This is a genomic window from Bradyrhizobium barranii subsp. apii, assembly GCF_011516635.5.
In the GTDB taxonomy this organism is placed as follows: Bacteria; Pseudomonadota; Alphaproteobacteria; order Rhizobiales; family Xanthobacteraceae; genus Bradyrhizobium; species Bradyrhizobium barranii.
Map to the genome: position 1 here is coordinate 7602147 of NZ_CP096255.1, position 24662 is coordinate 7626808.

At 64.3% G+C, this 24662-nt stretch carries 24 protein-coding genes and 2 pseudogenes; 11 read left to right on the forward strand and 15 right to left on the reverse strand.

The window, feature by feature from the left end; translation table 11 throughout:
- Positions 1-303: 303 nt before the first annotated feature.
- A complete protein-coding gene (locus HAP41_RS36505) occupies positions 304-945 on the forward strand; it encodes an OmpA family protein (RefSeq protein WP_166084709.1) in 642 nt (213 codons plus the stop codon).
- Between the two features lie 83 nt (positions 946-1028).
- Here the strand turns inward: HAP41_RS36505 and HAP41_RS36510 are convergent, their stop codons facing one another.
- Positions 1029-2459: a phospholipid carrier-dependent glycosyltransferase gene (locus HAP41_RS36510; RefSeq protein WP_175618022.1), complete on the reverse strand. Its 1431-nt coding sequence runs from the start codon at positions 2457-2459 to the stop codon at positions 1029-1031.
- Between the two features lie 51 nt (positions 2460-2510).
- Here HAP41_RS36510 and HAP41_RS36515 point away from each other — a divergent pair, with 51 nt between their 5' ends.
- Together HAP41_RS36515 and HAP41_RS36520 are read left to right on the forward strand one after the other, a co-directional pair.
- Complete coding sequence (locus HAP41_RS36515; protein WP_166084657.1) at positions 2511-3212, forward strand: FecR family protein; 702 nt, start codon at positions 2511-2513, stop codon at positions 3210-3212.
- Positions 3213-3214: 2 nt separating this feature from the next.
- The gene (locus HAP41_RS36520) at positions 3215-4363 is read left to right on the forward strand and encodes a hypothetical protein (RefSeq protein WP_166084651.1); all 1149 of its coding nucleotides are present in this window, start codon (positions 3215-3217) and stop codon (positions 4361-4363) included.
- A 154-nt stretch (positions 4364-4517) separates the two neighbouring features.
- On the opposite strand, the gene HAP41_RS36525 is transcribed toward HAP41_RS36520, so the two are convergent.
- From HAP41_RS36525 to HAP41_RS36535, 3 genes are all read right to left on the reverse strand, one after another.
- A complete protein-coding gene (locus HAP41_RS36525; protein ID WP_071916231.1) occupies positions 4518-5006 on the reverse strand; it encodes a VOC family protein in 489 nt (162 codons plus the stop codon).
- A gap of 43 nt (positions 5007-5049) precedes the next feature.
- Positions 5050-5478 (reverse strand): VOC family protein, encoded by a 429-nt coding sequence (locus tag HAP41_RS36530; RefSeq protein WP_085399112.1) that lies wholly within the window; start codon positions 5476-5478, stop codon positions 5050-5052.
- A 131-nt stretch (positions 5479-5609) separates the two neighbouring features.
- Positions 5610-6122: a cupin domain-containing protein gene (locus HAP41_RS36535; RefSeq protein ID WP_028148584.1), complete on the reverse strand. Its 513-nt coding sequence runs from the start codon at positions 6120-6122 to the stop codon at positions 5610-5612.
- 128 nt (positions 6123-6250) lie between these two features.
- On the opposite strand from HAP41_RS36535, the gene HAP41_RS36540 reads away from it, so the two are divergent.
- Positions 6251-6469, forward strand: coding sequence for a CsbD family protein (locus HAP41_RS36540; RefSeq protein WP_028148583.1), 219 nt, complete (start codon positions 6251-6253; stop codon positions 6467-6469).
- A 70-nt stretch (positions 6470-6539) separates the two neighbouring features.
- Here the strand turns inward: HAP41_RS36540 and HAP41_RS36545 are convergent, their stop codons facing one another.
- A complete protein-coding gene (locus tag HAP41_RS36545) occupies positions 6540-7004 on the reverse strand; it encodes an FKBP-type peptidyl-prolyl cis-trans isomerase (RefSeq protein WP_166084644.1) in 465 nt (154 codons plus the stop codon).
- 67 nt (positions 7005-7071) lie between these two features.
- The gene (ggt, locus tag HAP41_RS36550) at positions 7072-8658 is read right to left on the reverse strand and encodes a gamma-glutamyltransferase (RefSeq protein ID WP_166084636.1); all 1587 of its coding nucleotides are present in this window, start codon (positions 8656-8658) and stop codon (positions 7072-7074) included.
- Between the two features lie 222 nt (positions 8659-8880).
- On the opposite strand from ggt, the pseudogene trhO reads away from it, so the two are divergent.
- Positions 8881-9648 (forward strand): annotated as a pseudogene (gene trhO, locus HAP41_RS36555) (oxygen-dependent tRNA uridine(34) hydroxylase TrhO).
- Entirely contained in the window at positions 9638-9856 is a 219-nt protein-coding gene (locus tag HAP41_RS36560; RefSeq protein WP_166084628.1) for a SlyX family protein, read from the forward strand. Before trhO ends, HAP41_RS36560 begins: the two are co-directional and overlap by 11 nt.
- A 10-nt stretch (positions 9857-9866) precedes the next feature.
- Here the strand turns inward: HAP41_RS36560 and HAP41_RS36565 are convergent, their stop codons facing one another.
- Positions 9867-11771, reverse strand: a complete 1905-nt coding sequence (locus HAP41_RS36565; protein WP_166084625.1) for a diguanylate cyclase domain-containing protein — start codon at positions 11769-11771, stop codon at positions 9867-9869.
- Positions 11772-11958: 187 nt separating this feature from the next.
- Positions 11959-12174 carry a hypothetical protein gene (locus HAP41_RS36570; RefSeq protein WP_014497480.1) on the reverse strand — a complete coding sequence of 72 codons (216 nt, stop codon included), beginning with the start codon at positions 12172-12174 and terminating at the stop codon, positions 11959-11961.
- 108 nt (positions 12175-12282) lie between these two features.
- On the opposite strand from HAP41_RS36570, the gene hemE reads away from it, so the two are divergent.
- A complete protein-coding gene (hemE, locus tag HAP41_RS36575) occupies positions 12283-13317 on the forward strand; it encodes a uroporphyrinogen decarboxylase (protein ID WP_166084569.1) in 1035 nt (344 codons plus the stop codon).
- Positions 13318-13487: 170 nt separating this feature from the next.
- Positions 13488-14323, forward strand: a pseudogene (locus tag HAP41_RS36580) (IS5 family transposase).
- Positions 14324-14458: 135 nt separating this feature from the next.
- Here HAP41_RS36580 and hemC read toward each other — a convergent pair.
- From hemC to HAP41_RS36595, 3 genes are read right to left on the reverse strand one after another with little or no spacing between them, the layout of a single operon-like run.
- Positions 14459-15439, reverse strand: coding sequence for a hydroxymethylbilane synthase (gene hemC, locus HAP41_RS36585; protein ID WP_166084553.1), 981 nt, complete (start codon positions 15437-15439; stop codon positions 14459-14461).
- Positions 15440-15464: 25 nt separating this feature from the next.
- Positions 15465-17030, reverse strand: coding sequence for a GMC family oxidoreductase (locus HAP41_RS36590; protein ID WP_166084523.1), 1566 nt, complete (start codon positions 17028-17030; stop codon positions 15465-15467).
- 51 nt (positions 17031-17081) lie between these two features.
- On the reverse strand, positions 17082-17672 hold the full coding sequence (locus tag HAP41_RS36595; protein WP_166084515.1) for a TetR/AcrR family transcriptional regulator: 591 nt from the start codon (positions 17670-17672) through the stop codon (positions 17082-17084).
- A 100-nt stretch (positions 17673-17772) separates the two neighbouring features.
- Between HAP41_RS36595 and HAP41_RS36600 the strand changes: the two genes are divergently transcribed.
- The 3 genes from HAP41_RS36600 to HAP41_RS36610 all read left to right on the forward strand — a co-directional run bounded on the left by HAP41_RS36600 (position 17773) and on the right by HAP41_RS36610 (position 20914).
- Positions 17773-18138 (forward strand): nuclear transport factor 2 family protein, encoded by a 366-nt coding sequence (locus HAP41_RS36600; protein ID WP_166084513.1) that lies wholly within the window; start codon positions 17773-17775, stop codon positions 18136-18138.
- A 371-nt stretch (positions 18139-18509) separates the two neighbouring features.
- Positions 18510-20471, forward strand: a complete 1962-nt coding sequence (locus HAP41_RS36605; RefSeq protein ID WP_166084506.1) for a putative bifunctional diguanylate cyclase/phosphodiesterase — start codon at positions 18510-18512, stop codon at positions 20469-20471.
- A 293-nt stretch (positions 20472-20764) separates the two neighbouring features.
- Positions 20765-20914 (forward strand): hypothetical protein, encoded by a 150-nt coding sequence (locus HAP41_RS36610; protein WP_166084486.1) that lies wholly within the window; start codon positions 20765-20767, stop codon positions 20912-20914.
- Positions 20915-20920: 6 nt separating this feature from the next.
- On the opposite strand, the gene HAP41_RS36615 is transcribed toward HAP41_RS36610, so the two are convergent.
- From HAP41_RS36615 to HAP41_RS36630, 4 genes are all read right to left on the reverse strand, one after another.
- The gene (locus HAP41_RS36615) at positions 20921-21364 is read right to left on the reverse strand and encodes a DoxX family protein (RefSeq protein WP_166084470.1); all 444 of its coding nucleotides are present in this window, start codon (positions 21362-21364) and stop codon (positions 20921-20923) included.
- 241 nt (positions 21365-21605) lie between these two features.
- Positions 21606-22586: a PDR/VanB family oxidoreductase gene (locus HAP41_RS36620; protein WP_166084440.1), complete on the reverse strand. Its 981-nt coding sequence runs from the start codon at positions 22584-22586 to the stop codon at positions 21606-21608.
- A 10-nt stretch (positions 22587-22596) separates the two neighbouring features.
- Positions 22597-23358 carry a GntR family transcriptional regulator gene (locus tag HAP41_RS36625; RefSeq protein WP_166084425.1) on the reverse strand — a complete coding sequence of 254 codons (762 nt, stop codon included), beginning with the start codon at positions 23356-23358 and terminating at the stop codon, positions 22597-22599.
- A gap of 5 nt (positions 23359-23363) precedes the next feature.
- Complete coding sequence (locus HAP41_RS36630) at positions 23364-24413, reverse strand: aromatic ring-hydroxylating dioxygenase subunit alpha (protein WP_166084406.1); 1050 nt, start codon at positions 24411-24413, stop codon at positions 23364-23366.
- Positions 24414-24662: the final 249 nt, after the last annotated feature.

Below are 24662 nucleotides of genomic sequence, written 5' to 3' on the forward strand. Positions count from 1 at the left end.
GGCTGCTGACGCAGCGGGCAATACGGCTGGTGACGAACAATGGCCGAAAGATTGTACCTGCGCGGGCTGCGAGTCCAGCCGGTTCAGCAATCCGCTGTCGATGCCGAATGAGACGGCGCTTCTTCCCGGTGGCAGGGCACCGCCGCTGGCCCGACATGCCATGGATGCCGATCGGCGCCGGCGCTAGGATGCACGGGTCATTTCGGTCGTCTGGAATGTGACCCGCATCACATCGAGGCTGTTGAACCTTCCCTACGCTCGCAACATCAAATCGCCATCAGGCGTAACAGCGAGGATACGACAATGACCCGTTTTGATAAGTTTTTTGGACTGAAGGCGATTACCCTCACGGCCGCGCTGTCGATGACGGCGGGCCTGGCTTTCGCCGGCGATAACGTCTCCGCCAACCAGATCCTGGATGCGCTGAAGCCGAAGCCGGCGACCCGCGGCCTGTCCGTCAGTCCGCAGGTCGATCCGACCGCGCAGGCCAAGGAAGCGACGTTCCTGAACACGGTGCGCAACCGCTCGACCCGGTCGCTCTCGATGGGCGAGCGCGAGCAGATCGCCGAGCTCGCCGCGACCAAGCCGAAGATCGATCTGGAGATCCAGTTCGACTACAACTCGGCCGACATCGCCAAGACGTCGGTGCCGTCGGTGCAGGCGCTCGGCAAGGCGCTGTCCGATCCGTCGCTGAAGGGCTCGACCTTCGTGGTCGCCGGCCACACCGATGCGATCGGGGGCGAGGAGTACAATCAAGGCCTCTCCGAACGGCGCGCCGACACCATCAAGAAGTACCTGGTGCAGAACTATGGTCTCAACGGCACAGAGCTCGTCACCGTCGGCTATGGCAAGACCAAGCTGAAGGACACCGCCAATGGCGCCGACCCGATCAACCGCCGCGTCCAGGTCGTCAACATGGAAGCCAAGACGACGGCGTCCAAGTAGATTGTCCAAGTGAACTTCAAGTGAACTTCAAATCATCGCCGCGCGAAACACGCCGCCTGCCACGATCGTGACAGGCGGCGATTTCATATCCAGCTCTGGAACAGCATCAACCAGTTGAACGTCTGCATGGACGTGCCGATGAAGGCCGCCGAGATCGGCAGCATCACCGCAAAGCCGATCGCCGCGACCCCGACATAGGCCCACAACAGCCAGCGCGGCAGCCCCTCTCGTCGCAGCACATAGACCAGCGCAAGCGACGCCACGGCTGCGGCCGGCAGATAATAGTAGAGGAAGCCGAGCGTGCGCGGCAGCAAAGCCCAGGCGAGCCAGGAGCCGAAATAGAACGCCGCGATCAGGAACGCATCCCAGCGCCGCGCGACGATAAAGTCGCGCAGCACGACGGCGAGCGCGAGCAGCGCCGGCCACGCGACCAGCGGATTGCCGAGGAAGACGATCGCGGAGACATTGTTCTCCGAGGTCTTGTCGAACAGGAACCACACCGGGCGCGCGAGCAGCGGCCAGGATGGCCACGCGCTCATATAGGTATGGCCGGCGATCGCGGTCGTGGTGTTGTCGGCGAATATCCGGCGCTGCGCCTCGATCAGATCCGGTAGCGACGCTCCGTAGAGCGGCACGAAAGCGGCAAGATATGTCAGCGCCGGCAGCACGGCGAAGCAGAGCGCGACGTGCTGCACGCGAAGATCGGGCCAGAGATCGGGCCGATACCAGTCGCTCGGCTTCGCGTCGGCGAACAGCGTGCGCCAGCCCTGCATCAGCCGGATCACCGCAACCATCACGATGCAGATGCCGAGCGGAAACAGGCCGCTCCATTTGCAAGCTGCGGCGAGGCCAAACAACGCGCCCGCAAGCGCGAGCAACGCATGCGGGCGCTCTCTTCGAAAGCCGTGCATGAAGGCCGCAATCGCGAGCAGGCCGAACCCGAGCGCGTAGATGTCCAGCATGGCGATGCGCGCCTGCACGTAAAGCATCTGGTTGAAGCCCGCGATCGCCGCGGCGGCGATCGCGGGCCCTTGCGCGGAGAACAGCGCGAGCCCGCACAGATAGATCGCGACGATCGCGAGCGCGCCGAACAAGGTCGACGGATAGCGCCAGCCCAGCGCATTGTCGCCGAAGGCGGCGATCGATGCCGCGATCAGCTCCTTGGCCAGCGGCGGATGCATCGGGTTGAGCATCGGTTGTGATAGCGTGGGTGCCAGCATCTGCCGTGCCGCCGGCACGTAATGCACCTCGTCGAAGACGAACTTCTCCGGCGCCGTCAGGCCGATCAGCAGCGCAAGATGCGCGACCAGGAAAATCGCGACAGCGATCACTGCGCTCTGCGACACCTTCGGAACCGCGGGCAATTCGAACGGCTGCTGTGGGGCTATTTTGCGTGGCAAATCTGCTTCACCGCGGAGAAAAACAAAGACGGCACTTTTCATTGAACGCATTCTGCCGCAACTGTCACTAAGCATAACGCACGTCCAGCGCCGCTTGTGATAATTTCGCCACATCAGAAGCGCGCGCGATCCGGTACGATCAGGGACATATCGATCGGTTGCGAGATGAATTTGCGTTTCTGGCTCTTCCCCACCCTGCTGTCGGCCGCGTTGTGCGCGGCGCCTTGCGCGCAGGCGCAGACGCGCGTCGGCGAAGCCGTCGTGATCCAGAACAACGTGGTGCGCGTGGCCACGACCACGACGCCGATCAGTGTCGGCGACAGCATGTTGCGCGACGAGACCGTGCGCACCGGTGCCGACAGCGCCGCGCGCTTCGTCATGGCCGACAGCACCAACCTCTCGCTGGGCCCGAGCGCGACGCTGAAGCTCGACCGCACCGTCTTCAACGACGAGCACAGCTATCGCGACGTCGCGATCCGCATGACCACAGGCGCATTCCGTTTCGTCACCGGACATTCGGAAAAGACCGCCTACAAGATCACGACACCGCTCGCGACCATCGGCGTGCGTGGCACCACGCTCGACATCCTCTCCCAGCGCGGCCGCTCCGTCGTCGTGCTTCAGGATGGCGCCGCCAGCGTCTGCACGACGAGCTCCCAGTGCGTGCAGCTCACCCAGCCCGGCGACACCGCAATCATCACCTCGGCCGGCGGCAAGGTCAGCATCACCAAGACCAACACGCCGCCCTGGACCTTTGCCGCCAACTGCGCCGCAAGCGCCGGGCTGTGCTCGGTCAACCAGTATGCGGACGCCTCGCCGACCATCACGCCTGCCGTCCACGACGACGGCATGCTGTGCGGGCGGTGATGATGGCGAAACTCGACGTCAGGCGCTTCGTCCTCGCCGCCGCGCTGACCGCAACCGCTGCGTTTGCGTTCTTCGCGTTCAATGCGCGACCGGCGGCAGCGCAGGCGTCTTGCGAGTCCGGATGCGGTGGGCCGACGCCCTCTCCGTCGCCGACCTATTCACCGTCGCCGTCGCCGACACCCACACCGACCCCCTCCCCTTCGCCGAGCCCCTATCCGTCGTCCTCGCCGAGCCCGTATCCACCGCCTCCACCTTCGGGCGCGGACTCCAGCGGCAATTCGATCGGCGGCCTCGCCAACCAGCGCTTCAACCAGATGATCACCAACCGGGTGCTCGGCACGGTGCTGCTCGGCGTCAACGAGCAGGTCAATTGCAGCGACTGCATCAGCGCATTCGGCTCCGCCGGCTCGTTCTCGGCCGGCATTCACGGCCGCAAGGAGCTGACCAACAACCTGTCGCTGCTCGCCGGCATCGCCTACACGCAATACAGCGAGGGCGGCTACAACATCACCAGCGCGCCGATCGGCGCCTTCGCTCTGCGCTATGACTTCACCGACTGGGGCTCATCGCGCCCGTTCTTCGACGTCGGCACCATCCTGACGCCGTGGGAGAAGGCGCGCTACACCCGCAACTACAACACCAGCCTCGGGCCGGTGAGCGTCACGGGCTCGACCAACGCGTCGAACTACGCCGTCTATGGCCGTGCCGGCTGGATGAGCCGCGTGTCCCCGCGCGACGAATTCGCGGCCTCGATCGAAGTCTGGCAGCTTTGGCAACGCGTCTCCGGCTATTCGGACAGCGCCGTGGCGTTCAATCCGTTCGACGCCACCATTGCGACCGGCACCGATCGCACCAGCCTGGTCAAGATCGGCGGCCAGTGGACGCACCTCTTCGGCAGCAACATCGAGACCAACATCAATGGCGGCTGGGTGCAGTCCTTCGCCAGCCATGGCGGCATCGTCGCCACCGTGACCGGCGACGGCCTGGTGGTGCCGACGATGGGCAACCAGGGCTGGTTCGAATATGGCGGCCGCCTCGGCTTCCGCGTGCAGAAGGGCTGGATCGTCGACCTGTTCGCGAACGGCACGCTAGGCCCGCAGCCGGTGGGGAACACCATCCATGGCGGCGTGGGGCTGAGGATTAATTACTAGGGCGGGATCTCGCCCCAAATTCCGCTGGATGCCCCGGCTTGACCGGGGCATCCAGTACGCCGCGGCCTATCGATTGACCACTAGCGTCTCGGAGTACTGGATCGCCCGATCAAGTCGGGCGATGACAGTGAATATGTGGCCAGAGCATGCCACCTCACGCTGCCGACTTGCCCTCGAACGCCCGCCGCAGCACTTCCACATCGAGCTTCACCATCTTCATCATGGCTTGCATCGCGCGCGCAGCCGCAGCCTTGTCTGGGCTCGACAGGAATTCGAACATCACCTTCGGCACCACCTGCCAGGATACGCCCCAGCGATCGCTGATCCAGCCGCACTGCTGCTCCTTGCCGCCATGAGCAAGGAACGCGCTCCAGACGCTGTCGACCTGAGCCTGGTCGTCGCAATGGATCATCAGGGAGATTGCGTGGGTATATTCCACCTTCATGCCGCCGTTGAGCGCGACCAGGGGCTGCCCGGCCACCGTGAACTCGACGACGAGCACGGAGCCTGTCTTGCCGGACGGGCCGTCCGAAACGTTGCGCTGGACGTGCGTGATTTCCGAGTTCGGAACGAGCGACACGTAGAACTTCGCGGCTTCCTCGGCATCGCCGTTGAACCACATGCAGGGCACGAGCTTGGACATCGTGAATGCTCCTCTTCAGATGGTCGATGTTCGTTGGCTTCGGTCAGGCGTTCGCCATGTCGGACTGCGCGGCGAAGGCTGCCATGTCCATCCAGTTCACGCCCCACATATGACCATCCGGATCCTCGAAGCTGCGGCCGTACATAAAGCTGTATTCGTCCTTCGGGCTGGGATCGGCCACACCGCCCGCGGCCTCGGCCTTGCCGACGACGTCATCGACCTCGACGCGGCTGTCGGCCGAGAGGCAGAGCAGCACCTGGTTGGAGGTCTTGGCATCCGCGATCGGCTTCGGCGTGAACTTGCGGAATTTGTCGTGGGTCAGGAGCATGGCGAAGATGGTCTCGGAGAAGACCATGCAGCTCGCCGTCTCGTCGCTGAATTGCGGGTTCCTGACCGCACCGACCGCCTCGTAAAAGGCCGTCGCGCGCTTGAGGTCGGTCACCGGCAGATTGACGAAGATCATTTTGGGCATCGGAGGCTCCTTGGGCGGGGTTCTGCCCAAGGACGGATGGCCCGACGGCCATCCGACACGGCTTCCGAATATTTTTTGAAGGCTGTGCCCTGCGTGGTTCTGTCGCACAGAACCAGCAGGCTTTCAGGCCCTTACTTCTTCTCGTTGGGATCCCGGTGGACGGGGTCGATCCACAGCACGGTCTCGGGCTTCTCGACCGGCTCGATGTCGAGGTTGATCGCGACCGCCTCGCCGTCGCTGCGCACCAGCACGCATTCCAGCACCTCGTCCCGGCTGGCGTTGATCTCCTGATGCGGCACGTAAGGCGGGACGAAAATGAAATCGCCGGGGCCGGCCTCCGCCGTGAATTGCAGGCTCTCGCCCCAGCGCATCCGCGCCTTGCCCTTCACCACGTAGATGACGCTTTCGAGATGGCCGTGGTGATGCGCACCGGTCTTGGCGTCCGGCTTGATGCTGACCGTGCCCGCCCACAATTTCTGCGCGCCGACGCGCGCGAAATTGATCGCGGCCGCGCGGTCCATGCCGGCCGTCGACGGCACGTTGGTATCGAGCTGATTGCCGGGAATGACGCGCACGCCGTCATGTTTCCAGCGATCGTCGTGATCGTGGTCATGGTGGGAATGCGTGTGGTCATGGCCGGTCATGGGACTTGCTTTCTGTTGGTTCCGTGCGCAGCAAGCTAACCAAAGCGGGCCTATCAAGCCATACCCAAAATCGGAACTCTCGTAGTCGGCAGGCGTTGTTTTCGCGAGCCAACTGGAAGGAGAGTTTCATGGGTAGCACGAGCGACAAGATCAAGGGCACCGCCAACGAGGCCATCGGCAAGGCCAAGCAGGGCATCGGTGAAGCCACCGGTTCCGATCGCCTGAAGGGCGAAGGCGTGGTCCAGGAAGTGAAGGGCAAGGGCCAGCAGGCCATGGGCGACGCCAAGGACGCCGCGAAGGAAGCAATCGATCGCGCCGCGGCTGCGGCAAAGCGCGCGGCGGAGTGACGCGCGTCAATCTGAAAGCGAAAAGACCGGCCGCGAGGCCGGTCTTTTTGTTTCCGTGGGGACGTGCGGTTCACTTCACCGCGAGCAATTCCACGTCGAACATCAATGTCGCGTTCGGCGGGATCACGCCACCGGCGCCGCGGGCGCCGTAGCCGAGCTGCGGCGGGATGATCAGCGTGCGCTTGCCGCCGACCTTCATCGTGGCAACGCCCTCGTCCCAGCCGGCGATGACACGGCCCTTGCCGATCGGAAACTCGAACGGCTCGTTACGGTCGACCGACGAGTCGAATTTCTTGCCCTTCTGGCCGTTCTCGTAGAGCCAGCCGGTGTAGTGCATCACGCAGATCTGGCCGGGTTTCGGCGAGGCGCCGGTGCCGACAACGCTATCAATGGTCTGCAAGCCTGAAGCTGTGGTCATGGGTTTTCCTGCGGTCTGGGCCGAGGCCGTGGTGGAAACGAATGTCGACACGCCGGCGATCACGGTGATCGCGAGTGCCGACATGATGGCGAGGAGCGCGCGCTGGAAACGCTGCATAAGAGACCTTCCGTTTGAGGCGGAAGGTGTCTAGCGCAACGAAGCAATCGTTTCCAGCCCTCGGCCCTTAATAGCCCAGCGCGCAGCCGTCCTTGCGTGGATCGGAACCGCCGGTGAGCGTGCCCTTGTCCCAGTCGATCCAGATCGCCTGGGCGCCGCCGAGCGGGCCGACCACGCTGGTGGTCTTGTGGCCGAGCTTCTTCAGGCCTTCGACGATATCGGCAGGCACGCTGTCCTCGAGCTGGTACTGGCCCTCGTAGTGCAGACCGCGCGGCATGTCGATCGCCTCCTGCACGTCGCAGCCATAGTCGAGGATGTTGGTCACGACGTGGGTCTGGCCGACCGGCTGGTACTGTCCGCCCATCACCGCGAACGGCATCACGGAGCGGCCGCCCTTGGTGAGGAGGCTCGGCATGATCGTGTGAAGCGGGCGCTTGCCGCCGGCGATGCAATTGGGATGGCCGGGCTGGATGCGGAACCCACCGGCGCGATTCTGGAACAGCACGCCGGTCTTGTTCGAGACGATCGCCGAGCCGAAGGAATGCGCGATCGAATTGATGAACGAGCAGACGTTGCGATCCTTGTCCACGACCGTGATGTAGATGGTCGAGGGATTCATCGGCGGCGCGACGTTCGGCAGGTCGAGCATACCGTCCATGCGGATCTTGCTGATGTACTCGTCGGCAAAGCCCTTCGCGAGCATTTCGGCGACGTCGATCTTCATATGCTCGGGATCGGCGACATGCATCTCGCGATTCATGTAGGCGATGCGCGCGGCTTCGGCTTCGAGATGGAAGCGCTCGATGCTGAGCGGCGCGTACTTGGTCAGGTCGAACCGCGACAGGATGTTGAGCATCAAGAGCGCGGTGACGCCCGGGCCGTTCGGCGGGCACTGCCAGACGTCGTAACCCTTGTAGTCGGTACCGATCGGCGTCGTCGTCTCGGTGGTGTGGGCGGCGAAATCGTCGAGCGTGTGCAGGCCGCCGATCTCCCTGAGGGTCTCGACCATGTCCTCCGCGATCGCGCCCTTGTAGAACGCGTCGCGGCCGTCCTTGGCGATCGAGCGCAGCGTCTTGCCGAGTTCGGCCTGGCGGATAATGTCGCCGGCGACCGGCGGCTTGCCGCCCGGCAACAGGTAACGCACCGTGCTGGTGCCACCCTTCAGCTTCTCGAACTGGTTCTTCCAGTCGAAGGCGATGCGGGGCGCGACGACATAGCCTTCCTCCGCCGCCTTGATCGCGGGCTGGAGCAGGCGGTCGAAGCCGAACTTGCCGTGATCGCGCAGCACGGTCGCGAAGGCGTCGATCACGCCGGGGATCGAGACCGCATGCGCCGAGGTCAGCGGCACGGAATTGATCTTGCGCTCGAGATACCAGTCGGCGTTCGCCGCCTTCGGGGCCCGGCCGGAGCCGTTATAGGCGATGATCTTGCCCTCGCCGCGCGGCTGGATCAGCGCAAAGCAGTCGCCGCCGATGCCGGTCGATTGCGGCTCGATCACGCCGAGCAGCGCCGAACCCGCCACCGCCGCATCCACCGCCGTGCCGCCCTCGCGCAGCACCTCGATCGCGGCCAGGGAGGCCTGCGGATGCGAGGTCGCGACCATCGCGTTGGTGGCGTGGACCGTGGACCTGCCGGGGAAATGGAAGTTTCTCATCGAAGTTTTGCTCTCTCAGGGCTCTCTTGGGGGGCTCTCTTGGGCCGTCGGCGCGGAGGGCGCGCCGTCTCGGAAAAACCGGGCCTACATGACACATTCCAGCCCGCCGGGGCAATGCTGGCATACCAGCGAAATAGCTGCCATCCGCTGGGCGTATAGACCTTTTGCCGTCCGGGGCCATGCGGGTTTTCTGGGCGGCGGCCGCCTGCTAAACGAGCCGCCATGATCCACAAGGTCGCCGCCTTTTATCAATTCGCTGCCCTGCCCGATTACCGCGCGCTGCGCGAGCCGTTGCGCGCGTTCTGCGCGGGCCTCGCGCTCAAGGGCAGCGTGCTGCTCGCCCAGGAAGGTATCAACGGCACGATTGCGGGTGCGCCCGAGGCGATCGACGCCTTCGTCCACGAGCTAGCCCACGGCGCCCTGTTCGGCGGCCGGCTGAACAATCTCGAGCTGAAATTCTCGACCGCCGAGGCGATGCCGTTCGGCCGGCTCAAGGTGCGGCTGAAGAAGGAGATCGTCACGCTCGGCGACGAGGCCGCCGATCCGACGCGACAGGTCGGCACTTACGTCGCGGCCGCCGAATGGAACGCGCTGATCGCAGCACCCGACACGCTGGTGCTCGACACCCGCAACGCCTTCGAGGTGGCAATGGGCACGTTCGAGGGCGCGGTCGACCCCGATATCAAGAGCTTTGGCCAGTTCAAGGATTTTGCCGCCGAGCAGCTCGATCCGGCAAAGCATCGCAGGATCGCGATGTTCTGCACCGGCGGCATCCGCTGCGAGAAGGCGAGCGCGCATCTGCTCGCGCGCGGCTTTGCCGAGGTCTATCACCTCAAGGGCGGTATTCTCAAATATCTGTAAGAGGTGCCGGAGGCGCAGAGCCGCTGGCGCGGCGAATGTTTTGTATTCGACGAGCGCGTCGCACTCGGTCATGGCTTGCGCGAACGGGGCCTACGCGAACAGGAATTGGGGCACGACCGTGACGAGTGACATCAAGACGCTGGGCGACCGCATCGACACGCTGGAGACACGCATCGCCTATCAGGACGATACGATCGAGACGCTCAACCAGACGATCACCGCGCAATGGAAGCAGATCGACGCGCTGACGCGGAAGATCGCGGAGCTCGGCGAGCGACTTCAGGAAGCCGAGACGAATGCGCCGGGCCCCGCCAACGAGCCCCCGCCGCATTATTAAGGATGATGAGCTACAGCCCTGACGCCTTCGGCAGCAGGCTCGCCACCTCGACCGACATCATCAGGCGGTCGCGCCCACCCTGCTTCGCCGCATAGAGCGCCTGATCGGCAGCCTCGACGAGCGAGCCCACGCCGGCGGTGCGTTCCAGCGCGGGCCGGCAGGCCGCGCCGCCGAGCGAAGCGGTGACGCAGCCCGACGCGTGATTGGTGCTGTGGACGAGGCCCGCCTCGCGGATCGCCCGGCGGATCCGCTCGCCGATCCGGGCGCAGCCGGCGGCATCGGTGTTCGGCAGCAGCATGGCGAATTCCTCACCGCCGTAGCGCGCAGCCAGATCTCCGGCGCGCTGCATCTCTGCCGCGATGACCTTCGCCACCACGCGCAGACAGGCATCGCCTGCGGGGTGGCCGTATTCGTCGTTGTAGGCCTTGAAGTGGTCGACGTCGATCATCAGCAAAGCGAGGCTGGAGCGGTCGCGATAGGCGCGCGCCCATTCCTCCTTCAACCGTTCGTCGAAGCGGCGGCGGTTGGCGAGCCCGGTGAGGCTGTCCTCGATCGCGAGCGTCTCGAGCCTGGTCTCCAGCTTCTTCTGCTCGGTGATGTCGCGCGAGATCGCGACCACCCCGTCGACACCGCCGTTTTCCTTGCGCGTCACCCGCATGGTCGATTCGAGCCAGACTTCCGAGTTTTGCCGGTGCGCGTTGCGATAGGTGACGCGCGCCTCGTCCTTTTCGCCACGCTTCATGGCATCGACGAGCGCCTGGACCTGCGGCCGATCATCCGCATGGATGCCGGCGAGCGCCGGCGTTCCGATCAGCTGATTGGGCCGCCAGCCAACGACGCGGACCGACGACGGCGAGACATAGCGCAGCCGCTCGTCGAGCCCGATGCGGGTCACCATGTCGCTGGAGCCTTCCGCGAGCAGACGGAAATGCGCCTCTTTCTCGACTAGGGCCGCGGCCATGCGCTGGCCCCGCTGCAACTGCCGCACCAGCACCGCGCCGATGACCGCGATCAGCACGACCAGCGCGAGCACGTAGAGCATGCGAGAGATCGCCGCGGCGCGCCAGGGCGCCAGCAGCTCGGCCTTGTCGACCATGGCAAGCAGGACCAGCGGATAACGGCCAGAGCGCTTGAAGAAGCTGACGCGCTCGGCGCCGTCCAGCGGCGACCTGAAATGGTATGCGCCGCCCGGCTGCTGCAGGCTCGCGTCGCGAAATAGCGGGGTGTCGGCGACGCTGCGGCCGACGAACCTGTCGTTGCTTGGATTGCGCGCGATGACCATGCCGTCGCCATGCACGAGCGCCACGGAGCTGTTGCGGCCGAGCTCGAACTGCTCGTAGAAATGCGCGAGATAGTTCGCGCTGATGGTCGCAAGCACGACGCCGCCGAAGCTGCCGTCCTGCTTGTTGAAGCGGCGCGACAGGGTGACGACCCATTCGCCATCGAGCTGGCTCCGCACCGGATGGCCGACATGAGGCTCCCGTTTCGAGGAGAGCTGGTGATGACGGAAGAAAGCGTCGTCGCTGAGCGTCGAGCCGATCGTGCCCGGCGAGGTCAGCCAGTTGCCCTGGTCGTCGATGATGGCGAGGCTGTGAATACGCGCGATCGCCTTCTTGCGTGCCTCCAGCAAATTCCTGAGCTTGGCGATCGTGGCGGGTTCGGCGCCGTCCATCTCCAGCCGGCTGACGACGCCAACGACGCCGGAATCCAGCAGGTCGAGGCTGTCCTCCGCATGCTGCGTCAGCGAGCGCGCAACATTCGCCATCTCGGTCTCGGCGCCCTTGAGCACGGCATCGCGCGCGGCCCATTCACGCCAGCCGCTGACGCCGAGGATGGTCGCACAAGTGAGCACGACGAACGCCGCCGCGCGCAACGGCAGGCGGCTCCATCCGGCTCTTTGTGAGGCGACGGTCATGCGGCAGAAATCTCCGATCGCCGGAACTTCCACCGCTTCTGTTATTGAACCCTGAAACGCTTGCCGACATTCGCAGCGTTATGCGGGCTTTCCCGTACTCCTACGGACTGGAGCGTCGCTGGATCGCTAACAATGCGTTAGCGACGCTATCGGAAACCGGCGCCGCGGCGCTCGTTGAACGTCGGCCTTAGCTGAAGATCGACTTAACCTTGTCCCAGAGCGAGGGACTGTCGGCGTCCGCATCGGCCTTCGACGGTGTCGGCTGCGCAGCGCTGACCGGATCGGACGCAGGGAAACTGTCCTCCAGCCCGGCTTCAAGCTTGGTATGGCGATCGGCGGCCAGCGCCTTGCCAAGATCATCAGCGTGCTTGTCGTGCGGCGCGGGATTGAATGTCTCAGCCATGGAGTCCTCCTCGATTGGGAGGTCAACGCGGCGCATTTGCGCTGGTTCCACTGTTCCGCTCCGGCTTCCGGCAGTGTATCAGGTACCTCAATCTTGATAGGACCGTCCGTGCCCCAGTCTGCAACAAAGCCCTTCATCGACGTGCTCTCCGGCCAGCGCCAGGCTACCCCGCCCATGTGGATGATGCGGCAGGCCGGGCGTTATCTGCCGGAATACCGCGAGGTGCGGGCCAAGGCCGGCGGCTTCCTCGATCTCTGCTTCAACCCGGAGCTTGCCGCCGAAGTGACGCTGCAGCCGATCCGCAGGTTCGGCTTCGATGCGGCGATCATCTTCTCGGACATCCTGGTGATCCCCTATGCGCTCGGCCGTTCCGTGCGGTTCGAGGTTGGCGAGGGTCCGCGGCTGGAGCCGCTGGATGATCCCGCAAAAGTCGCGACGCTCGCCGCGCACGCCGACTTCAGCAAGCTCAAGCCGGTGTTCGAAGCGCTCAGGCTCGTGCGCGGTGCGCTCGATCCCAAGACCGCACTGATCGGCTTCTGCGGGGCGCCGTGGACGGTGGCGACCTACATGGTCGCCGGCCAGGGCACGCCCGACCAGGCGCCGGCGCGGATGATGGCCTACCGGCATCCGGAGGCGTTTGCGAAAATCATCGACGTGCTGGTCGAGAACTCGATCGAATATCTGCTGGCGCAGCTCGCGGCCGGTGCCGATGCGTTGCAGATCTTCGACACCTGGGCCGGCGTGCTGCCGCCGGCCGAGTTCGCGCGCTGGTCGGTCGAGCCGACCCGGCGCATCGTCGAAGGCGTGCGCGCAAAAGTGCCCGATGCGAAGATCATCGGCTTCCCGCGCGGGGCCGGCGCGCAATTGCCGGGTTATGTCGAAGCGACCGGCGTGAATGCCGTCAGCATCGACTGGACTGCCGAGCCCACCTTCATCCGCGAGCGCGTGCAGAGCCGCGTCGCCGTGCAGGGCAATCTCGATCCGCTGGTGCTGATCACGGGCGGTGCCGCGCTCGACCGCGCGGTGGACAACGTGCTGGCGAACTTTGCGCAAGGGCGCTTCATCTTCAATCTCGGCCACGGCATCCAGCCGGAAACGCCGATCGCCCATGTCGAGCAGATGCTGAAGCGCGTGCGGGGCTAATTTGTTGCGTCCCGGAGGGGAGCGGAAACAAAAACCGCGAAAACAACCCCATGCACAGTAGAGAGACCACGCCCGATCAATGACTTAGTGTCTGTTCCAAAACATGTTGAGTCGAATGAATCGGTTGTGATTCAAGGTGAGCGGCCTGATTCGATGGGGACGCGCCGCCAATGTGGACTACCGAGAACCGTGCACGCTACGACCGCAGCCGCCTGCGCTATCCGAGCGACTTGACCGACGAGGAGTGGGCGCTGATCGCGCCTCGCATCCCGCCGGCCAAGCGCGGCGGCAACAAGCGTACGGTGGACCTGCGCGAGATTGCCAACGGGCTGATGTACATCCTGAGCACAGGTTGCCAGTGGCGCGCGATCCCCAAGGACCTGCCGCCGCGCTCGACGCTGTATGGCTACTTCGATCTGTGGAGCTGGAACGGCACGCTCGATAAAATTCATCACGCCCTCTATGTCGAATGTCGCGAAAGGGCCGAGCGCGAGGCTTCTCCCACCGCCGCCATCATCGATAGCCAGAGCGTGAAAAGCGCTGAAAAAGGGGGCCTCATGATCTCCATGGCTACGACGCGGGCAAGAAGATCAAGGGCAAGAAGCGGCACATTCTCGTCGACACGCAAGGCCTCTTGATGCACGCCATCGTGCATGCGGCGGACATCCAGGATCGCGACGGCGGCGTGCTCCTGATGGCAACGTTGTTCGGCCTCTATCCCTTTCTTCTGAAGCTCTACGCCGACGGCGGATATCAAGGGCCACATTTCCAGAAGGGGCTGCGTAGCGCTCTGAAGCGCGTGAACCTCGAAATCGTCAAACGCTCCGATCAGGCTCACCGTTTCGTCGTCTTGCCCAAACGCTGGATCGTCGAGCGTACCTTTGCCTGGCTCGGGCGATGCCGAAGACTGTCCAAAGATTGGGAATGCTTCAATCACAGGGCGCTCGCCTTTCTCAAGCTGGCCTCCATCCGACTCATGCTGCGAAAGCTATGCAATCCAAGGTAATCTTTCCGGACAGACTCTTAGAGGGCACTGAAATCAGATGCGCGGTCATCGCACTAGATTGCGCCTACGTTTGACACGTCGGGCAAAACAGGAGCAGGCTGGCATCATCCCGCCGATTGCGATTTCACAGGCCAGCTAGCGCGGCCGGCTGCGCTCGATGATCTCGGCGGCGCCCTTCGCCAGCAGATCCAGTCCCACCGCACGGCCGAGCTCGCGCGGGCGGTTGGCGGGGCCCGTGTGCGAGGCTTCGATGATGGTGTTGCCGGAGAGGTCGAGCACGGACGCCGTCAGCGACATCTGATCGCCTACGATGGTCGAAAAACCCGCCACCGGCGAATTGCAATGGCCGTTGAGCACCCACAGCACCTCGCGCTCGGCATCGGCAGAAGCGTGCGCAGAGGGATCGTCGATCGATGCCAGGATCTGCCGCGTCTGCCAGTCCTGCGCGGCGCATTCCACGGCGACGATGCCCTGGCCTGCCGCGGGCAGCATCTCCGCCGCGGTGAATTCATAGGCGATACGGTGAGAGAGGCCGACGCGGTCGAGGCCGGAACGCGCCATGATCAACGCATCGGCGGGACCAACCGCGCCGCCATCCGGCAACTTCTGCTTCTCGCCATTGTCGAGTTTGCGCACGCGCGTGTCGGCGGCGCCGCGGAAGTGGATCACTTCGACATCAGGAAACAGCCGCCGCGCATAGGCGGCGCGACGCACGGCGTTGGTGCCGATCTTGAAACCCTTGCCACGGGACTGGCGCAGCGCTTCCAGCGTCGCCCCATCGCGCAGCACCAGTGCGTCACTCGGGGGATCGCGCGATAGCGTAGCGCCGATGACGAGGCCGGGCGTGTCCTCATTGCCGGGCATGTCCTTCAGCGAATGCATCGCGGCCTGCAATTCGCCGGAGAGCACGGCAGCGCGGATCTGCGCCACGAAGGCGCCGCCCTTGCCGCCATGCGGCAGCAGCTTGCTGGTCTGGTCGAGATCGCCCGTGGTGTCGAACTTGACGATCTCGACATCGAGATCGGGCATGGCGGCGGTCAGGCGGCGCGCAATCTCTTCCGTCTGTGCCAGCGCCATCGCGCTCTTGCGTGTGCCGATCTTCAGTCGCGTAGCCAAGTCGAATGTCCTTTCAGCGCAATGTTTATCGCGCATCCTCCAATATCATGTCGGAGGCCTTTTCGGCGATCATGATGATCGGCGCGTTGGTATTCCCCGACACGAGGTCCGGCATGATCGAAACGTCGACGATGCGAAGGCCTTCGAGCCCCCTCACCTTCAGCCGCTGATCCACCACCGCCAGCGCGTCATTGCCCATACGACAGGTCGAGGTCGGATGGTAGATGGTGCTGCCGCGCTCGCGGCAATAATCGAGCAGCTCTCCATCCGTGGATACCTTCGCGCCAGGATCGTACTCGCTGACCACGAACGGCTTCAGCGCCGGCGCATTCAGGATCTTGCGCAGGATCTTGAGACCTTCGACGTTGGTGGTACGATCGGTCTCGGTGGACATGTAGTTGATGCGGATCTCCGGCGGCACGGTCGGGTCCGCGCTTTTGATGCGCAAGGTCCCGCGGCTTTCGGGCCGGAGCTGGCAGACTGAGGCGGTGAAACCGGAAAAATCATGCAGCCTCTCGCCCATCTTGTCGGTCGAGAACGGCAGGAAATGCACTTGGATGTCCGGCGAGGCCAGACGCGGACTGGTCTTGAAGAAGGCGCCGGCCGTGCCGGCCGCGATCGTCAGCCAACCCTTCCGGAACAGCGCATAGCGCGCGCCGGCCAACGTGCGGCGGAACGGATTATTGACGGTGTCGTTGAGCGTGATCTTCTGCGAGCAACGCATCACAATGCGGACCTGCATGTGGTCCTGGAGATCGTGGCCGACGCCCGAGAGCTGAAGGAGCTGCGGCGAGTTGTAGGCGCCGCTCGACAGCACGACCTCCTTGCGCGCGCGGGCCCGGCGCACGGTTGTGCCTTGCCCATATTCGACGCCGACCGCGCGGCGTCCCTCGAACAGCACGCGCTGGCCGAGCGCCTCGGTCTCGACCTTGAGATTGCTGCGCGTCTTCGCGGGTCCGAGATAGGCCACCGCCGTCGAGGCACGGCGGCCGTTGCGCGTCGTGGTCTGGAACAGGCCGACGCCCTCCTGCGTGGCGCCGTTGAAATCGGGATTGTAGGGCAGACCGGTCTCGACCGCGGCATCCATGAAGGCCTTCGACAGCGGATCGGTCACGACCATGTTGGACACCGGCAGCGGGCCGCCGCTGCCGTGATATTGATCGGCGCCACGCGCCTGGTTCTCGGCTTTCTTGAAATAGGGCAGCACGTCGTCATAGCTCCAGCCGGCATTGCCGTGCTGGCGCCAGCGATCGTAATCCTCGTGCTGGCCGCGGACATAAAGCAGGCCGTTGATCGAGCTCGATCCGCCCAGCGTCTTGCCGCGCGGCTGGAACACCTGGCGCCCCTTCAGTTCGGGCTCCGGCTCGGTCTGGTACATCCAGTTGACGGTCTTCTCCTTGAACAGTTTTCCGTAGCCGAGCGGCACGTGGATCCAGATGTTGGAATCCTTAGGTCCCGCCTCGAGCAGCAGCACGCTGTGCTTGCCGTTCGCCGAGAGCCTGTTGGCGAGCACGCAGCCGGCAGAGCCGGCGCCGACGATGATGTAGTCGAACTCAGGATCGGACGGCGCGAGGGAGGAATTTGCGTTCATGCGCTACTGTTCTTCTTGTTGGTGGGCGTTTCCGGTTCGTCACTAGCACAATCATGCGCGCAGACGCAGCGCCTCGACCAGTGACTTGAACGCACGGGCATATTCCGCCCCTGCCCTTGCGATATCCGTGCGCCCGGCGCAGGCGACCGCCGCTTCCGTCACCGCGCCGAGCAGCAGCCGCGCCAGCGGCTCGACCGGCTGCTTTGCGATGAGGCCGGCCTCCATCGCCACCGACAGCGCGCGCGGCATCTTACCGCCAAAATGCTGCGCGTCGATCTCGCGCCAGCGCTCCCAGCCGAGCACGGCCGGGCCGTCGCGCAGGATTATCTGGCCTGTCGGGCCCTTGGCGGTCGCCGCAAAGTAATGCTGGGTGCCGGCGACCATCGCGGCGAGCACGTCCTTCTCGGCGCGCGCGGTGCGGTCGATCTCGGCGACGAGATCGCGCGAGACAGAATCGAACACCGCTTCGAACACCGCCTCCTTGGTCTTGAAGTGATGATAGACCGCGCCCTTGGCGACGCCCGCGGCCTCCGCGATGTCGTCCATGGTGGTCGCGGCAAAGCCCTGCGTCCCAAACAGGCGGCGCGCCGCCGTCAGGATCGCCTCCGACGTCGCCGCCCGCCGCTCCGCCTGCTTTGCCATGGCTCCCGTCTAGTCCAATTCGTCGCACCCGGCCAGTTGACTTTTCGACTACCGGTCGGTATTTACCGACTATCAGTCGGTTTTAATCTTGGGGTGATCCATGCCGAGCCGTGATGTCGTCGAAGCCTTTGCCAAGCGGCTGGAGAACGGGGAGTTTGTCGAAGCGATCGAGCAGTACTACACGCCCGATGCCGCGACCTATGAGAACAACGCCGCCCCGACGGTTGGCCGCGACAAGCTCGTCGCCAAGGAGCGCGGCGTGCTCGCGGCATCCAGGGAGGTCAAGGCCGTCCGCATCGGGCCGAGCCTGATCGAGGGCGATCACGTCGCGACACGCTGGCGGTTCAGCTTCACCAACGCCGAAGGCGCCATCCGAACGCTGGATGAGATCGCGTGGCAGACCTGGCAGGGCGATCAGCTGATCGAAGAACGGTTCTATTATGATCCGAAGCAGCTCGGGCGGTGACGTTCGGCACATTTGGCAACAGAGCGGGCTGGCAGCCTCCTCGCGGCCATCCTTCGAGACTGCCCGCCTTCAGCGAGCTCCTCAGGATGAGGTCTGCTCCGCGGCAACATCTTCGACCCTCATGGTGAGGAGCGCCGCCTTGCGGCGCGTCTCGAACCATGAAGGCCGAGCGCGTTCTGCGATCGGCCCACTGTTACAACCGTAACGCGGGGCGCCGCATTTGTATCGATTTGTTATCGATACCCTCGCTTGAACACGCAGAAGTGGCCATGGCGATCGTGGCCAGCGGGGATAATTCATATTTCGTCAAAGGTTTGCAGCGAATCCTCCTGATCGAGCCGGACAAACGGCCCATGCTGCTAGGCCCTGGAATGCGGACTCAAACGACCAGCTATTTCGCGCGGCTGTTCGCCGGCGATCTGTCGGCCTTTGGCGGTCCTGCAACCGACGAAGCCGTCGCCGGACATATCCGCGCCGATCAGATGTCACTGGTGCTCGGCTACTCCGTCGGCATCATGCTTGCCAATGCCTGCAACGCGGCCGTGCTCGCCATCGCGCTCTGGCATTCGCCGGACTGGACGTTTGCGTTGGCCTGGGCCGTGATCGTGGCCGGCGCCGCGATCGCGTTCGGCCTGCAATCCCACGCCTCGCGCCGGATCACAAAACCGCAATTCGTTTCGCGCCGGGCGATGCATCGGCTGGTGCGCAACGCCTTCGTGCTCGGCGTTGCCTGGGGCATCGTCCCGGTCGCCTTCTTCGCGAATGCCGCGACCGGCGGCCAGCTCGTCATCACCTGCCTTTGCTCGGGAATGCTGGCCGGCGGCGCGCTGGCCTTCGCCACGATCCCGATTGCAGCTATCGCCTTCACGAGCCCCATCTTCGTCGGCATCGCCATCTGCCTCGGCCGCGACGGCGATCCCGCCTATGTGCTGATGGCCATCCTGGTGGTGGTTTACGGCAGCGTGCTGCTGCGCGCGGTGTTCGTCAATTCATTCGCGTTCGCGCGGCGCGTGATCCGGCAGATCGAGGCCGAGCGCACGGTCCGGCAGGATCCCCTCACGCTGTTGCCCAACCGCTTCGCCTTCAATGAGACGCTCGAAGCCGCGCTGCGGCGGATGGCCCTGTCGGGCGAAGAATTCGCGGTGCTCCTGCTCGACCTCGACCGCTTCAAGGAGGTCAACGACAAGTTCGGCCACCCCGCCGGCGACGAATTCCTGGTCCAGGTCGCAAGCCGGCTGCAACGCTGCACGCGCGCCGCCGAGCACGTCGCGCGAATTGGCGGCGACGAGTTCGCGCTGGTGATGGCCAATCTGGCGCGGCCCGAAGATGCGCTCGAGATCGCCGAACGCTTCGTCGCGGCCTTCGACGAACCGTTCCAGATCGAGGGCCGCCAGATCGCCGGCGCGACCAGCGTCGGCATCGTGCTGGCGCCGCGCGACGGCACCACGCAGCTCGACATCATGAAGAATGCCGACGCCGCTTTGTATCGCGCCAAGAAGGCTGGTCCCGGCACGGTCTGCTTCTTCGAGGAAGCCGACGACAGGGTGTCACGCGATCGCAAGGCGCTGCAAGCGGACCTCGAAGGTGCCATCGCCAGGGACGAGCTGTTCCTGGTGTTCCAGCCGTTCCTCGATCTCGGCAAGAACCGCATCACCGGCTTCGAGGCGCTGCTGCGCTGGCAGCATCCCCGGCGCGGACTGGTACCGCCGAGCGAATTCATCCCGATCGCCGAGGAGACCGGGCTGATCCACGAGATCGGCGAATGGGTGATCCGGCGTGCCTGCGCGACGCTTTCGGACTGGCCGGAGGACATCAGGGTCGCCGTGAACTTCTCCGCCGCGCAGTTTCACAGCACCGGCATCCTCCAGACCATCGTGCAGGCGCTCGCAGACGCCAAGGTCGCCCCGCACCGGCTCGAGGTCGAGATCACGGAATCGATGCTGCTGTCGAAATACGGCTCCGCGGCGTCAGTCCTCAACGCGCTGCTCGAGCTCGGCACCACGGTGGCGCTGGACGATTTCGGCACCGGCTTCTCCTCGCTGACCTATCTGCGCAAGCTGCCGTTCAGCCGTATCAAGATCGACCAGTCCTTCATCCGCGACATGCTGGTGCAGCCCGACTGCGCCGCGATCGTGAAGTCGGTGGTCTCGCTGGCGCGCGACCTGCGCATCGGCGTGGTTGCGGAAGGCGTCGAAACCGCCGACCAGCTCGAGTTTCTGCGCCAGTTCGGTTGCGACGAAGCGCAGGGCTATCTGATCAGCCGGCCGGTGTCGGCCGACGGCGTTCTGGCGCTGCTGGACACGAAAAAGCTGCGGGCGACCTACGCGGCGTAGGGCAATACTCGCAAATGTGAGGCGGTCCGCTTCCAGGGGTGAAGCAGACTCGCGCAGGGCAGAATTTCTTCAAGCCACCCTTTGCAAATGAATCGCTGCCAGGCAGTTCTGCATCCCGCGCCAGTCTTCGCGGTCATAGGGTTGGTCTGCATCCCTGACCTAAGGCTGTCCGCTGTTTTGAGAGCGTTTCCGAGTGTTTCGGCGCGCTACCACTCTCAAGACGGCTTGCCGTGTCGGCCCCATTAAGCAACACTTGCCGCATTTCAGAGTAGATATTTTTAAGGGGCATCATCATGCCTGAGATATTTGAAGTCGTGCTGTGGTGTGCCGCGCTTGCGACATGGTTGATGCTTCTCTTCGCCCTCGTGAGCAAGACCCTGAAGCAGCTCTCAAAGAGCATCCGCCGCGCGATAGAGGAAGCTTTCAAGCCCGACTTGAAGTGATCTCGGCTACGATGCCCGATCGAAACTGAACCGGCCCGCCCCGGTGACGAAGATCAACATCGCGCCTCCCATGATCGAGACATTCTTCAAGAAGTGATTGTATTGACCGATCTGCTGCGCACCCGCGGGATACTCCCAGTAGCGGTGCGCAATAGCCGATGCCGCCAATACGAACACAAACGTCAGAATTGCGCAGTAGCGCGTACCGACGCCCAATATCAAACCGACGGATATCAATACTTCCAGTACGATGTTCGTCATCGTGAACAGCTCAGGTGCTGGAAGGTTCAGGGACCTGAAATAACCCACAGAGCCGCTGAAGTTGGATATTGCTCCATACGCGCTTCCGACGAATACCCACGCGAGGAGAATGCGGCCGATCAAAATCAGCGCGTCAGCTCGCCCTTTGGCGAACTCATCGACTGCCAGCGAGACAGAATTGGATTTCATGGCAGAACCTCCACCCTTGCTGTCCAAGACCGGCTGAACACTTTTACTACGAGAGCAAACCTATCATGATTGGTGGACCGCACGAAGCGCTCTTACCGGCCCGTTGGCGCTGCAAACGAAGCCCGCTCACCGCCCTTAGCTGCCTCGCCAGTACGACCTGCACCCATCTGCTCCCGAGAGGAGAGCGGATGCGCATGCCTCAGGCTGATCGCGTTTTCCGAGTACGCCTTCCAACCCCCGGTCAGATCGCGTCCGCCCTCAACAGCGTGTCCACGGTGATGGTGCCGCGGGCGCGGGAGACGCAGGCGCAGATCTTCTGATTGCTTTGCTTCTGGTGATCGCTGAAGAAGACGTCGCGATGATCGATCTCGCCGTCGACCTCGACCACGTCGATGGCGCACAGGCCGCATTCGCCGCGCTTGCAATCGTACATCACGTCGTGGCCGCTGGCATTGAGCACATCAAGCATCGAGCGCTCGCGCGGGATTTCGAGCTCGACATCGGTCCCCTTCAGGCGCACGCGAAACGTCTCGGTCGGCAGCGTGCCGCTGGAGCCGAAGGTCTCGTAGCGGAGATCGGGAAGCGGATGGCCGGCGCCGATCCAGGCGTGGCGCGCGGCATCCAGCATCCGCATCGGACCGCAGAACAGCGCCAGCGCACCTTGCGGCAATGATCCGAACAGCGCATCGAGGTCGAGCCGCCGGCCCTCGTCGCTCGCGTGAACGACTAGGCGTTCACCGAGCATTTTGGCGAGATCGTCGAGATAGGCGGCATCGGTGCGCGAGCGCACGGCATAATGCAGCGTGACATCAACGCCGCGACGCGCCAGCGCCTGTGCGGCGCCAAGGATCGGCGTGATACCGATGCCGCCAGCGATCAGGCGATAGTTTTCGCGCGTCCAGTCGACTGCGAGCAGCGAAGCCGGCCGGGTGATGTCGAGCCGAGCCCCGGGGGTGAGCTGCCACATGTAGCGCGAGCCGCCGCGGGAATCCTCGGCGCGGCGCACCGCGATCTTGAAACCGCGCGAGGACGCCTCGCCGACCAGCGAATAGGATCGCGTCTCCGGCAGGCCGTCGATGGTCACGCTGATATTGATGTGGCTGCCGACCGGATAGGCTGTGCCGTCGAACTGATCCGGCCGGATCAGGAATTCGCGGATGCCCGGCGCAAGATCGCGCGTCGTGACGAGCGTTGCCGGAATCCAGGTTTCGATGAAACGCATGGTGACTGCCCTAGTCGGTTGCGGTCTTGATCAGCGCGAGCGCCGGCAAGAGGTCGAGATGGGTTCGGTTGCGCAGCGCAAGCCGCAAGTTTCGCACCGCGAGGCGCGCGTGCTCGCGCATCACGGCTTCGGCGCGGGCACCTTCGCGGTTCTCGATCGCGTCGATCACGACGCGATGGTGCTCCTGCCCGATGATCAGAATCTGCTGCGCCTCGGGCAGCGCCGATTGCGCCATCACGAAACCGCTGGGCGAGGCGAACGGCAGCGCCGAAGCGCGGTCGATCTGCCGGATCAGCGGCGGGCTGCGCGACAATTCCGTGAGCAGTGCGTGGAAGCGCGCGTTCAGCGTGACATAGGATGAGAACGCGTCGACCGAGATCGGCACCTGGCGCAGCAATTCGTCAATTGCGGCAAGGCACTCCTTCAGCGGCTCGAGTTCGCGTGCTGAGACGCCGCGCTCGGCGGCGAAGCGCGCGGCGAGCCCTTCGAGCGTGCCGCGCAGCTCGATGGAATCGGAGATGTCGCGCTCGGAAAACGCCTTGACCATGAAGCCGCCGGAGGGAATCGCCTCCAGCAGGCCTTCCTCCTCCAGCCGCACCAGCGCCATGCGCACCGGCGTGCGCGAGGCGCCGGTCGTCTCCACCGCCTGCAGCTCGGAGATGCGCTCGCCGGGCCGTAAGCGACCCGACAGGATCTGGTCGCGCAGCGCGAGCTGCGCCTTTACGGTCTGCGAGACGGAGCGGTCGACCTCACGCTCGGGCGCTGCTTTCACCTGGCCTACTCCGCGGCCTGGAGCTGCTGCGGCGGGTTTTCCTTCGCCACCATCCTGTCGATCAGCTTGCGCGTCCACATCGCACCGGCGTCGATGTTGAGGTTGTAGAAGATGCGATCGGGGTTCTCGTCCATGGCGCGCTGCTGCGCCTCGAGGATCAGCTCGTCCTCGTGGAAGATCCCGGAGACGCCCTCGCGGATCTCGGTGGTGATGCGCTGCTCGCCGATCTGATAGTTGCGGACGAACGCCCAGAAATAGTGACAGGTCTTCTCGGTCTCCGGCGTGATGGTGTTGAGCACGAAACCGTTGACGCCCTGCGAGCGGTCGCCTTCCGGCGCGCCGGTGCCTGTCGGCGCCACGCCGACATCGATCGCGATCGTGCACGGGGCTTCGAAGCGGATGATCTGCCAGCGGTCGACGAGGCCGGGCTTGCCGAGCTGCTTGGCCCAGAACGGCGGCGCCTCGATGCCGCGCATCCAGCGCGTCACCGTCACCGTCTTCTCGCCATGGGTGACGTCGAACGGCGCTTCGGCCACCGCATCATTGCCGATCGAGGAGCCGTGCACAAAGGTCTCGTGGGTGAGGTCCATGAGATTGTCGAGCACGAGGCGGTAGTCGCAATTGACGCGGATGGTCTTGCCGTCGCCGGCCCAGGCCGGATCGTGATTCCAGTGCATGTCCGGCACCAGCGCGGGATCGGCCAGCGCGGGATCGCCCATCCAGAGCCAGATGTAACGATGACGCTCGACCACGGGATAGGCGCGGACGCAGGCCGACGGATTGATGGTCTCCTGCGAGGGCATGAAGGTGCAGCGCCCCTGCGCATTGTATTTCAAGCCGTGATAGCCGCAGACGACGGTGTCGCCTTCCAGGCGGCCCTTGGACAGCGGCACCAGGCGGTGCCAGCAGGCATCCTCCAGCGCCGCCACCGAGCCATCGGCCTTGCGGTACATCACGACATGCTTGCCGCAGATCGTCCGCGGCAATAGCGCCGGCTTGACGTCGGCGTCCCACGCCGCGGCGTACCAGGCGTTCATCGGGAAGGGTTTTGTCACGGGTCGCTCTCCCAAGGCTTATGTATGCGTTAAGTATACAATAGCGGAGGGATAGAATCGTTCAAGGCTAAATTTGGCGTACTTAAATACCTATTATCCTGATAGTGTATACAATTCTACCACATGTCATTCCCCGCGAAGACGGGGAATCCAGTACGCCGCGGCTCCTCCGCATCACGGCACGGCCGCGGCGTACTGGATCACCCGCTTTCGCGGGTGATGACAGCGGAGAATGCGGAAAGCACTTCC